At 67.5% G+C, this 12152-nt stretch carries 10 protein-coding genes; 6 read left to right on the forward strand and 4 right to left on the reverse strand.

Going from position 1 to position 12152, the window contains the following annotated elements; translation table 11 throughout:
• Positions 1-67: 67 nt before the first annotated feature.
• From D9599_RS15325 to D9599_RS15340, 4 genes are read right to left on the reverse strand one after another with little or no spacing between them, the layout of a single operon-like run.
• Positions 68-880: a ScpA family protein gene (locus D9599_RS15325; RefSeq protein ID WP_198382157.1), complete on the reverse strand. Its 813-nt coding sequence runs from the start codon at positions 878-880 to the stop codon at positions 68-70.
• Complete coding sequence (locus tag D9599_RS15330; protein WP_198382158.1) at positions 877-1626, reverse strand: hypothetical protein; 750 nt, start codon at positions 1624-1626, stop codon at positions 877-879. The genes D9599_RS15325 and D9599_RS15330 overlap by 4 nt, the downstream gene beginning before the upstream one ends.
• Complete coding sequence (locus tag D9599_RS15335; protein ID WP_198382159.1) at positions 1623-2639, reverse strand: tyrosine-type recombinase/integrase; 1017 nt, start codon at positions 2637-2639, stop codon at positions 1623-1625. The genes D9599_RS15330 and D9599_RS15335 overlap by 4 nt, the downstream gene beginning before the upstream one ends.
• Entirely contained in the window at positions 2636-3436 is an 801-nt protein-coding gene (locus D9599_RS15340; RefSeq protein WP_198382160.1) for a UPF0489 family protein, read from the reverse strand. The genes D9599_RS15335 and D9599_RS15340 overlap by 4 nt, the downstream gene beginning before the upstream one ends.
• Before the next feature lie 333 nt (positions 3437-3769).
• On the opposite strand from D9599_RS15340, the gene D9599_RS15345 reads away from it, so the two are divergent.
• From D9599_RS15345 to D9599_RS15370, 6 genes are all read left to right on the forward strand, one after another.
• Positions 3770-4153, forward strand: a complete 384-nt coding sequence (locus D9599_RS15345; RefSeq protein WP_198382161.1) for a hypothetical protein — start codon at positions 3770-3772, stop codon at positions 4151-4153.
• 362 nt (positions 4154-4515) lie between these two features.
• A complete protein-coding gene (gene repC / locus D9599_RS15350) occupies positions 4516-5790 on the forward strand; it encodes a plasmid replication protein RepC (protein WP_198382162.1) in 1275 nt (424 codons plus the stop codon).
• Positions 5791-5943: 153 nt separating this feature from the next.
• Positions 5944-6180, forward strand: a complete 237-nt coding sequence (locus tag D9599_RS15355; protein ID WP_140883778.1) for a hypothetical protein — start codon at positions 5944-5946, stop codon at positions 6178-6180.
• Positions 6170-7681, forward strand: a complete 1512-nt coding sequence (locus tag D9599_RS15360; protein ID WP_198382163.1) for a DNA polymerase Y family protein — start codon at positions 6170-6172, stop codon at positions 7679-7681. Before D9599_RS15355 ends, D9599_RS15360 begins: the two co-directional genes overlap by 11 nt.
• A gap of 6 nt (positions 7682-7687) precedes the next feature.
• Entirely contained in the window at positions 7688-10978 is a 3291-nt protein-coding gene (locus D9599_RS15365; RefSeq protein WP_198382164.1) for an error-prone DNA polymerase, read from the forward strand.
• Between the two features lie 401 nt (positions 10979-11379).
• Positions 11380-12042, forward strand: coding sequence for a ParA family protein (locus D9599_RS15370; protein WP_255531586.1), 663 nt, complete (start codon positions 11380-11382; stop codon positions 12040-12042).
• Positions 12043-12152: the final 110 nt, after the last annotated feature.

A 12152-nucleotide genomic window follows, 5' to 3' on the forward strand; every position in this document is an offset into this window, starting at 1 on the left:
TAGCCAACCAAAATAGTTGGCGCAAGGGGGAAGTGAGGCCAGTGTGTTTCCCGTTGTCAACGGCAGCCTATGACTGGGCAGGATCGCCCATCACTGAAGTGGAAGATGGCGACCTAATCCAGAGAGGATCAAAGGCCTGCTTCTGAAGCATGATGGCTTCACCTTGCTTGACCAATTCAAGCCCGGCCAGGAAACCGCTTGCAAGATTGGAACGGGAGCGTAGAGGCGAGGTGCCAGCAGTTCCCTTCAGTCCGGGCACCAACCCACTCAGTTCGGTCTCACTAGGCTGGTCGCGCAACCAAGTCCGCAGGTGAGCGAGAGCTTCCGCGAGAGGCCAGATCTCTAGCTGAGGCGGAGTATAGGATCTCACTGATTCAAGTGACGCCGCCCTCGGTGCATCCATCAGGTCGAAGCACGCCAGCAGCAGATCCAGCAGGTCGCCGCTCTCTCCACGGCTCGAGGCGGGCGCTGCCTCTGGAGCCCCGCGGGCAAAGATCTCCTGTCCCAGCTGCGGCCGCCGCTCCAGCCAGCCTGCCAGGGCCCGGGCTTGCCGACGCTGCTCGGCGCGGATCAGGCCCTCGCGCAGGCGCTCCGCTTCCGGCACCTCCGGCTCGTCCTCGGCCTGGACCAGAAGCTTCGACTTCAGCAGCACCAGCCAGCTGGCGGCGATGAGCCAGTCGCCCCGCTCGGCCAGCGTCACCCTCGCCCCCGGCGCCTCCACCGCGGCGACGTACTGGTCCACCAGTGCCACGATCGACAGGCAGCCGAGATCCACCTTCTGGGCGCGGGCCAGCTCCAGCAGGAAGTCGATCGGCCCCTCGTAGCCGTCGAGCTGCACGACCGGGGCGGAGGCGGGGCCACCCCGCCCGGCCGCCGTCATCCAGAGGTGCCGACGGCAGGCCGCAGGTCCAGTCGCAGGTCGGGCCAGGCTTTGGCCAGCCGAAGCACCGCGGCGGCGGGTCCGGCATCCGCCGCGAAAAACCCGAACCCCACCTCCGCCTGCCCCTTGGATTGCCGCCTCGGAGACCCGGACAGCCGCTCCACCCGGCGCAGCTCCTCGGTGCCCCAGCGGGATCGAAGCCATTGCCGGGCGTCGGGATGGTCCGGGCCGAGGGCCAGGACGGCCGCCGGCACGGGCAGCAGGGCGTGCAGGTCCAGCGGCCGGGCCCGGCTCCCTTCGGCCGCCACCAGGACCTGCCGGTGCCGATCCTCGGCGCGCTCGCGCAGCTGGGCCGCGAAGACACGGCAGCCCTCCAGCGATAGCCGCCCGGTGCGGGGGTAGAGGGAGGCCAAGCGATGGAACACGTCCTCTTCCATCGCCGCGAAGTCGACCTGCCAGGGGGTGACGCCCGGCCCGGCCGCGGCGACGGCGAAGACCGCGACGGCTTCGGCCGGCCCATGGACGGTCAGCCGGAAGGGCAGCCATTCCGTGTGGCGGACGGCCACGTCCCCGATCGTGGTCGCCGTCCCCTGCCGCTCCGGGGTCTTCGGCGCAACCGCCCCGGTCTGGTCGGTTGGAGCATCCTTCGGACGCCCGCGCGGCCGCTTGGGGATGCTCGGCTTCGCGTCCCGGGGGCGGGACGGCCGGACCGGCGCCTCGTCCCAGGGAAAGCGGAAGGCCGTCACAGCCCGACTTGGCCCGCCGGGCTGTCGGTGAGGAGGCGGGCGAGACGGACGTAGCCGTGCATCGTCTTCACGTCGCGGTGCCGGCTGTGCCCCATGATGTCGCGGTCGCGCAGGCCGCGATCGTAGGCCTCGGTGATGAAGCCGGCGCGCAGGCCGTGCGCGGTGAGGCGGCTCGCCCCCGCCACCGGCAGCCCCGCCCTGCCGGCCCGGGACAGCAGGACGAAGCGTACCGAGGCCGGGTTCAGGCGGTCACGCCCGATGGCGCCGCTCTGATGCACGGCGCGGAACAGCGGCCCGGTGCGGTGCTTCAGCGTGGCGAGCCACGCCTCGAGGGCCCGGATCGGACAGGTGGCGGGATGCTTGCCGCGGGGAATGCCTACCTCGGCGCCTTCGGCCTCCTGGTCGGTCTTGGAGCGGCGGATGCGCAGGCGGAGGCCGTCGGGCTTGTGCACGACGTCGGTGACGTCGAGCGCGACGATCTCCGAGCGCCGCAGGGCGCCGGCGAAGCCGAGCAGCAACAGGGCGCGGTCGCGCCGCCCCACCGTGTCGTCCTCGCAGGTCGCCAGCAGCCGGCGGAGATCGGCCAAGCGGATGGCGGCAGCCTGCTGGGTGGGGCGGCCGTGCCGGCGATGCGCGCCGCGCAGGGTGGTCTGCACCTCGGGATCGTCGGTGGGCACCGCGACCCGGGCGAGGCGGTGCGCCAGACGGATTGCCGCCAGGCGACGCCGGACAGTCGCGGGCGAGCGGGTCTTGGACGAATGCACGAGGTAGGCACTGATCGTCTTCGGGGTGGCCGGCATGGCGACGAAGCCCATCGCGGCGCAGAAGGCCATGAAGTCCTTCCAGTCCGTGCTGTAGGCGCGCTGGGTGGCGGGTGCGAAGGAAAGCTTCAGGTACTCCTCCGTTGCCAGCAGGGCAGCGAGGCCCTGCTCAGTCGGCTCGGCCACCCACTGCGCCGCCGCATCGCCGCTCGCGACGCTCCCCTTCGCCGCGGGTGCGGGCAGGCCAGTCACGACAGTGCTCGCTGTATGTGGACCATGAGTTGCTTCTCCAACCAGGGAGCGGTGAGCCCCTCTCCCTCGATCTGGCACGTCTCAACGCATCCTGGTTCCTGTGCGATGGTGATCGCGTAGGCTCGGCGGATCAGGTCGTGGAAGACGCCGGGATCGTGCGGTGCGATTGCCCGCCTCGTGTTGAATGCGTCCAGATCAATGTCGAGGATGAATGGAACTGCGAGCGGATCGCTCGTCCCGGCTGCTCTGCAGATCTCGACCGCCTGTCCAAGTCGCTCCTGCAGAAAGCCAGCCTCGATGATCTCGTCTCGGAAGCGGCGCTCGGCGTCGTCGCCCCACCGCGACTTTCTGTCACCAAGCAAGACCATCCGGTCCAGTGGGAGTTCGTCCGAAACTCCGCCGGTTCCGTGGCCGAGGATGAAAGCCGTGTCGAGAATGCCGCATCGAATGGCTGCGTCGATGTGTTCGTCGTGACGGAGGTCGCGGACCGCGGCTTCGACCGACGCCGCATCGGCGGCTGAGAGCTGGGCGAGCCGGTCAGCCTGGTCCTGCTCCCAGAAGGGTCTAGACCCAAAGGGAGTGGGGTTGCGAGCGTAACAGCCATAGGCCTGAAAGGCATCGTTGGTGTCGGTGTGATAGTCGATGCTCAGTAGCCGCATCGGATGGCCAACCTCCTGGCGCCACTCGCTCCAGGGCAGCAGGGCGTAGTGGTGGCTCTCGAAGGAAACCACTGATTTCCCGGCGATTGTCCGCCGCGTCAGGGCGGCGGCAGGGCCGGACGTCACGCTGCCGGCCACCATCACCCTCCCGTTCGCCCGCCCCGCTCGGGGCATCTCAGCACCAGTTTGCCGCCCCGACCGCCCGCGAACAAGGCTTTCAAACACCGGACTTACGATAAGGGGCGTTATCGTAAGTCAAGCGAGGATCTTGAGCCTGCAAGCGCCTGCTCGTTCGCGCCGACTAGGGCCAGGAGTAGAGCCGTAACTCTCGGAACCCACAGCGTGAGCCCTCGACCTTCGATCACAAACCATAAGGATTCTGGCCCTCTACACCTTTCTCAGGCATGCTTTGGTGTAGAAGCAACGTTGTATGCCCCAGGTGCAGGGGCTGGAGCCCCGTGGAACGCTAGGATGGTCCGCCCCCTGACCGACAGAACGGCGAGCATGGCCAAGTTGGATGCTCCACTGCCGCCAGGCTTTATGGATGCGATCCAGCAGCTCGTGGACACTCGCAATCGGCAGGGTGGCCCCGACCACAAGCGCATTTATGCCCGCGATCTTCATGAAGAAGCGATTGCCGAACTCATTCAGCATGTAGAGGCAGGTGAGCAGGTCCTCTTCCTGGCACCCCCTTCAGGCAAGGCGCGTAAGTCTCTATGGCTGGATGAGAAGCTCAAGGCAGGTGTGGACCGCCTTGCCAATGAGCATAGCGTCACGCGAGGGGCGGTCGTGATGACTGCTTTCCACAGCTATCTCCGCCGCCTCGGTATGTTGCAGCGGGCGCTAGCCGCGTAGCTTCCATTTTTTTGCGGAGCGTTATGGCTGGACTTACCCGCCGCTTGCCCGCAATGTTCATTGTCCGGACTCGTCCGCCAACGCTTCCGGGCAGATCTTCAACCGTCCTGTGAGGACACGACCCATAGCGCGCTGAAAACGAAAACGGCCGGTGCCGCCAAGCACCAGCCGTATCGCATTGAAAACTCTAAATTGGGTCGCTGTCACCCCCAATTTAGGATCGAGCCCACCCTTCGTCAAGCGAGACTTCGCATGGCAACGGGAGAGCTTTGTCGACGGTGCGGTCGCGCGCTCGCGAGGAGCGAGCTATGCCGAGCGTTCATTTTGAAGTGGTTCCACACCCGAAAACCGGGCGTCGGACAGTGACCAAGGCCGAGTTGCAGGCCACCGCCGGCCTGAGCGGTATCCTGGAGGAGTTGGACCGCGGCCGGGTGCTGTCAGCCTTCAAGGCGGCCGTGCCCGCCATGGGCTTCCCGCGCTGGGTGCCCGGCACCGTGGACACCTTCTTCCGCTACAGCCGCAAGGCGGACTGGCAGGCCGGTTGGGCACGGGTGGTGTGGCCCTCCAACGAGGAGCTCTGCCGGCACCTCGACCTGTCCCTGAGCGGCCTTAAGAAGCGGATCCGCAAGCTGATCGACCTCGGGCTGATCCGGGCGATCGACCTCGGCACCGGCAAGCGCTGGGGCCGGCGCTGCCCGCGCACCCAGCAGATCCTGCAGGCTTGCGGCTTCGACCTGAGCCCGGTGGGCGAGCGCATGCCCGAGTTCCTGGCCGCCTCGGCCGAGTACGAGGCCCTCCTGCAAGAAGCCAAGGCCTTGCGCGCCCAGTGCAGCGCCTGGGCTCGGCGCGTGCTGTCCATGACCGACCACGGCATCGAGCACGGGCTGGAGGGGGGCGACTGGCTGGACTGGGCCGCCGAGGCGAAGGCCTTGGCGCAGCCGGCCAAGGGCGTCTCCGATCCTCTGCGCCTAGTGCCGATCGAGGCCCGTCTGAAGGCCCTGCACTACCGGGTGGCCGACGCTATCCAGGTCGCCGTCGAGCCTGTGGAATGCGTTGATAGGGAACCCCAGGGTCCCCACGAGGGCACCCCTACTACAACTACTACTGAGACCGTAATTGCTAAAGCAATTGCACAGGAAGGCTCACGCCCAGCTCAGGAAGGAGGTGGAGTGGGCGGTGAGGTCGGTACTCTGATCCAACCTGTCGTCGCAGCCACCAGTGCGGCGAAGGACGACCTGCTTCGCGGCTTCCCGATGAACCCTGAAGTGCTGCTGCACCTCGTCCCGGCCTACCGGGATTGGGTAAGTTCCTCGCGGCCGGACTGGTCGGACGTCGAGAGAGCCAGCCAGATGGTGCGCCAGCACCTGCAGATCTCCGCGCACACCTACGGGCAGGCCCGGCTGGTGCTGGGCGGTCGGGGAGCGGCGATCGTGGTGGGCACCATCGCGACCAAGCATGCGGCCAAGATGGTCCACAATCCGACCGGCTACCTCCGGAAGATGGTGGAGCAGCACCTCAAGGGCGAGTTGCGGCTCGACAAGACGCTGCATGGCCTCGCGGACATGGCCGGGCGGCCGGGCAAGGCGACTCGCTGTGGAGCGGTGCCGCAGGGGAGCTTCGGCCGGCTGCTGGGCTGATTTTCGTGCTGCCACGCAGGATTCATCCGGCCGCGCAAAGCCTTACGGCGCAGGCATTCCGCGAGTCATGGAGCCTGCTCTCGCGGCTTTGCCAGCACGCGACCTGGGAATCAGTTCTTGTTTTGTTCGCGATTCGCCCGATAGGGTGGCGGCATGGCCGACCACTTTCCGAACGAATCCAACGAGAACTCCCTGACCCCCGCTCGTCCGGAGGAGGTGGCCGAAGCGCTGTCCTACGCCCTGCGCTACGACGAGCGAGGACGGCCACGGCCGCATGGCGGAGAGATGGTCGCCGGGTTAGCGGCGCAGCACCTGACCCAGCATCTGGAGCGGGCCGGCTTCGTGCTGATGCGCAAACCTACGAGGGGGCGTCCCCACAGTGCGGGGTGACTCGGGCACTGCCCGCCGCTTCGTCGCCGTGCATCTGCCCTGGCTGGCGGTGGACGCACTTCGGCGCCGTGAGCCGAGCCTCGCGGGCCAGGCGATCGCGACGTGGCAGGCCGTGGGCAACCGGCGGACGCTGATCTGCGTCGACGCCCCGCACCTGCACGCCGGACAAGCCCTGGCCGATGCCCAAGCCATGCTGCCCGATCTTGTGTTGCGGCCCGCCGAGCCAGCAGGAGAGGCGGAGCTGCTGCAAAGGCTTGGGCACTGGGCGCTGCGCTTTACGCCGATCGTGGCATTGGATGCCCCGGACGGGTTGATCCTCGACGTCACCGGCTGCACCGACCTGTTCGGCGGTGAGCTGTCGATACTGGCCGAGGTGGAGAGCTGCTTTCGCCGAGCTAGTTACCGAGCGCGAGTCGGGATGGCCGGCAATGCCGACGCCGCAGCCGCCCTGGTCCGAGCCGGGCACAACGGCGTCGTGGTGCCCGTCGGTGGTGATCTGGCGGCGATTGGTGCGCTGCCGGTCACGACGCTGCGGTTGCCGGGCGAGATCGCGAGCGGCCTTGCCCGGCTTGGCCTGCTGACTCTGGGCGATGTGCTGCGCCAGCCGCGAGCGCCGCTCACGCGCCGCTTCGGTCGGCCGCTGCTTGATGCGCTGGACTTCGCCTCGGGAGCGCGGGCGCGGCCGCTGACGCTGGTACAGCCGCCCGTTGCCCTGCTGGCGATCCGCTCCTTTCTGGAGCCAATCGTCACCCGTCCAGCAATCGACCGTGCCGTAGATGCGCTGCTGGACGAGCTGTGTGCGGTGCTCGAGGAGGCCGGCCGCGGCGCACGCCGTCTTAGCCTGCTCGCTTTCCGCGTCGATAGCGACGTGCAGGAGGTGGCCATCGGCGTCGGTAGCCCTTCACGTGACGCCGCCCATCTGCGCCGGCTATTCGCCGAGCCGCTCGGCACCCTGGAACCCGACCTCGGCTTCGAGCGCATGATTCTGCGCGCCACTGAGACAAACGCTCTTGGAGCGCGGCAGCTGAGTGGCCTGGGCGGTGCTGGCCAAGCTGGAGAGCAAGAGCGGATGCTGTCCAAGCTGATCGACCGCCTAAGCCAGCACGCCGTACTGTGGCGGGCGGCACCAACTGGTAGTCACTGGCCCGAGGACAGCTTTGCTCCGGTTGATCCCTATGCCGTCCCCGAAATAACGGACGGCTGGGAGGAACGGCGGCGCCCGGTGCGCCTGCTGCCGCAGCCCAAGGAGCTCGCCGTCGTGGCGGAGGTGCCGGACGGCCCCCCTGCGCGCTTACGCCTGGATGGGCAGGTCCACCGCGTCCGGCACGCCGCCGGGCCTGAGCGGCTGGAGCCGGAATGGTGGGGCGACAAGCACGACCGCCCGCGGCGCGATTACTTCCGGGTTGAGACCGAGGAGGGCAGCCGGCTGTGGGTGTGCCGGCTCGGCATCGACCGCCCTTCTGCCCCGGCCCGCTGGTTCCTCCACGGCGTGATGGCGTGAGGCAGCATGGTTTCGGCCTACGCGGAACTCGGCTGCCGCTCTAACTTCACTCTGCTAGATGGTGCCTCGCATCCCGGCGAGCTGGTGGTCGCGGCGTCCGTACTCGGACACGCCGGGGTGGGCATCTGCGACACCAACAGCCTGGCCGGCGCCGTGCGCGGCCACGTCGCCGCCAGGGAGGCCGGCATCCCCTACGCCGTGGGCTGCCGCCTGCGGCTGGAGGACGGCGCCGAGTACCTGGTGTGGCCGACCGACCGGGCCTCATTCGGCCGCCTGACCCGGCTGCTGTCTCTCGGCCGCATGCGCTCACCCAAAGGCGAGTGCGCGCTCACCCGCGACGAAATGATCGGGCATGCCGAGGGCTGGTGCATGGCCGCTGTTTCCCCCGTCCGCCCGGACGCCGCCTTCGCCGACCGCCTCCTGGCCGACGCCCCAGCCCTCCGGGATCGGCTGGCGCTGCCGCTGCTCTGCACGGCGACGATCCGCTTCGACGACATCGACGAGGATCGGCTGGAGGCGCTGGCCGAGATGACTGCCTTTGCCCGGGTCGATCTCCTGGCCACCAACGACGTGCGCTACCATGTCGCTTCGCGCCGCCGCTTGGCCGACGTGCTGACGGCGATCCGTCTTGGCCGGCCGGTGGACCGGCTCGGGCCGCTGGCCGAGCCCAACGCCGAGCGGCACCTCAAAGACCCAGCCGAGATGGCCCGGCTGTTCCGTCGCGCCCCGGCCGCCCTGGGCAACACGCTGCGCGTGCTCGAGACCTGCCGGGGCTTCTCCCTGAACCAGCTGCGCCACGAGTACCCCGACGAGATCATGGAGCCCGGCCGCACGCCGCAGCAGACGTTGGAGGGCCGCGTCGCCGAAGCCTGCGCCCGCCGCTTCCCGCGCGGTACTCCGCCGGACATCCAGGGCCGCATCGCGCACGAGCTGCAGCTGATCGAGCGGCTGGACTACGCGCCCTACTTTCTGACGGTGGATGAGGTGGTGCGCTTCGCCCGCGATCAGGACATCCTGTGCCAGGGGCGCGGCTCCGCCGCCAACTCCTCCGTCTGCTACGTGCTCGGCATCACCGCGGTAGACCCCTCCAAGCATGACCTGCTGTTCGAGCGCTTCCTGTCGGTGGAGCGGGCCGAGCCGCCGGATATTGACGTCGACTTCGAGCATGAGCGCCGCGAGGAGGTGATCCAGTTCATCTATCGCCGCTACGGCCGCGATCGCGCGGCCATCGTCGGTACCGTGATCCGCTTTCGCGGCCGCTCGGCAGTGCGCGAGGTGGGCAAGGCGCTCGGACTGTCGGAGGACGTCACCGGGCGATTGGCCAAGGCCAGCTGGGGCCCGGGGCGGGACGATAGCTTGGCCGAGATCGCCGCGGCGGAAGGCCTCGACCTCTCCGATCGCCGTCTCGGCCTTGCGCTGGAGCTGGCCGAGGAGATCCAGGACTTCCCTCGCCACCTCGCCACCCACGTCGGCGGCTTCGTCATGTCGCGCGGGCCGCTGATCGAGATGGCCGTGGTCGGTAACGCTGCCATGGACGGGCGCACGGTGCTGGAATGGGACAAGAACGACGTCGAGGCGCTCGGCCTGCTCAAGGTCGACATCCTGGCGCTAGGGATGCTGAGCTGCCTGCGGCGCGGCTTCGATCTGCTGCGTCGGCACCGCATCGCCGACCTCGACCTCGCCGATGTGCCGCGCGACTGCGACCAGACCTACGCCATGCTGCGCCGGGCCGACTCGCTGGGCGTGTTCCAGGTCGAGAGCCGGGCGCAGATGAACATGCTGCCGCGTTTGCGGCCATCGAGGTTCTACGACCTGGTGGTGCAGGTGGCCCTTGTCAGGCCAGGTCCGATCCAGGGCGACATGGTCCACCCCTACCTACGCCGCCGCTGGGGCGACGAGGAACCGGTCTACCCCTCCCCTGCCCCGGAGCACGGCCCGAAGGACGAACTGAAACAGGTTCTCGGCCGCACTTTGGGCGTGCCGCTGTTCCAGGAGCAGGCGATGCGGGTGGCCATCGTCGCTGCCGGCTTTTCGCCCGGTGAGGCTGACCAGCTGCGCCGCGCTATGGCCACCTTCAAGTACACGCAGGGTGTGGCGGTGTACCGGGACAAGCTGGTCGGCGGCATGGTGCGCCGCGGCTATGACCCCGAGCTGGCCGAGCGCGTGTTCAAGCAGATCGAGGGCTTTGGCTCTTACGGCTTTCCCGAGAGCCACGCCGCCAGCTTCGCGCACCTGGCCTACGCCTCGGCCTGGGTGAAGTGCCACCACCCGGCAGTGTTCGCGGCCGCGCTACTGAACAGCCAGCCGATGGGCTTCTACGCCCCGGCGCAGATCGTGCGCGATGCGCAGCAGCACCGGGTGGTGGTGCGACGGCTGGACATCAACGAGAGCCGCTGGGACTGTACCCTGGAGCCGGAGGCGGGCAGCGCCGAGGGCCTTGCCCTGCGGCTCGGGCTGCGCATGGCCGCTGGCCTTTCGGCCGAGGACGGCAGGCGGGTGGCCGAGGCCCGGCGGACGGGCAACGGTTCGCCCTACGCCTCGGTGGACGAGGTGGTCCGGCGGGCCGGGGTGGGACGCAAGGCGATCGAGGCGCTGGCCGAGGCGGACGGCTTTGCCGGCATGGGCCTCGATCGCCGGGCGGCGATGTGGGACGCCAAGGGGGTGGAGAACGACACCCCTCCCCTGCTCCGGCTGGCTGCACAGGCCGCGGCGGCGGGCGACCCTCCCCTCCTGCGGGAAGCCTCCCCTGCCCTGCCGGCTGAGGCGGACGGGCAGTCGGTGGTGCTGGACTACACCGCGACCGGGCTGACCCTACGCCAGCATCCGCTCGCCCTGCTGCGCCCACAGCTGCACGCGCTCGGCTGCCACGACACCCGCGACCTCGAGGGCATGCGCGCCGGGCAGCGGATCAAACTGGCGGGCATGGTGCTGATGCGGCAGCGACCCGGCACGGCCAAGGGGATCGTCTTTGTCACGGTCGAGGACGAGCACGGTACGGCCAACCTCGTCGTCTATACCGATGTCGGCATCCGTGACCGAGCCGCGCTGATCGGCGCCCGGCTGCTGGTGGTCGACGCCAGGGTGGAACGCGAGGCTGAGCGGGCCGAGGTGCCGATCACCCATCTGATCTGCCGCAAGCTTGAGGACCGCTCCGACCTTCTACAAGGACTGATGCAGGGATCTCGACATGAAGGATGGAGCGAGCGTGCCATCGGGCATGCTGATGAGGTAAGGCGCCCTGATCCAGGTTCGGCGGGACCTCAAAGGCTCATGCCGAGCAGCCGCGACTTCCGATAGACGAACTCAGAGCGTCGGCCATTTCATGAAGTCATTAAAACATGAGGCCATGAGAAGTTGAAATCATGCCCCCACTGAACCGTGGTGAGATCCAGCTTGGTTTGTGACGCCGCTTAAGATGATCGCAGAGCTACATCATGAGGTCATGAGCTTGGGAGTGAGAAGGCTCGGTGATCTTCGCAAAAGCGTACCCCACGGCTTGGCTTGGAAGACTAGTCTGGAAGCAACACGCCGAAGCGAGCCCGGCCCACTGGAACGCATGATTCCATGACCTCATGAGTAAAGGAGATCATGTGCTAACGCCTCGGCATGCCATGCAGATCAACCCCCAAAATCCATTGCCTCATCACCTCATGAGGTATAAGAATCATGAGATGTAGAGGTCAGAGGGACATGAGGTTATGAGGGTAATCGCGGTGACCTCCGACAAAGGGGGCATGGGTAAATCGACGGCGGCTTTGAACCTTTCATGTGCGGCCGTAGAGGACGGATTTGAGGTGGCGGTCCTTGATCTCGACCCGCAGGCATCGGTTGGTCGCTGGGCGCGGTTGCGAAAGAAGCAGGGGCTATCACCGCGTCCTCTCGCCGAAACATGCGTTCCGATCGATGTCGAAGACCGCTTAAACGAGCTTGAGCAAGCTGGTGCGGACCTTGTGTTTCTCGACACCGCAGGGCGAGACAATAATGCTATTATGGCGGCCATCGCCTCAGCAGACCTAATCCTTATCCCTTGTCACCCGACTGACCTTGAACTCTCGACCCTCGGTCCGACGCTCAGCCGGCTCCGTGCCGACAACAAGCCTCACTACGTTCTGCTGATTGATTGGAACGCTGGTGCTACTCGCCGCCGCAGCGATGCGACCGCAGCCATCGACAGAGCTGGCGGGAAGGTGGTCCCCGTGCCGTACACCCACCGAGCAGACTACCGTCTCGCGCTTGAAAACGGTCAGGGAGTGACAGAGTTCGAACCAGGACAGAGTGCTGCCAAAGAGATCCGCATCGTTTGGCAGTGGCTGAAGAAGGCGTTGGACATCAAGACGTCCAAAACTGGTAGGGCGGCATAGCGAATGGCTAGACGGGCAACACCCCTCGCAGACCTAGACATCGCGGCCGAAGGGTTGGCACAGCAGGACGGCTTAGCGGAACGCCTCGCGAGAAACCGTGGGCAACGTCC

The sequence above is a fragment of the Roseomonas sp. KE2513 genome (assembly GCF_016107305.1).
In the GTDB taxonomy this organism is placed as follows: domain Bacteria; phylum Pseudomonadota; class Alphaproteobacteria; order Acetobacterales; family Acetobacteraceae; genus Roseomonas.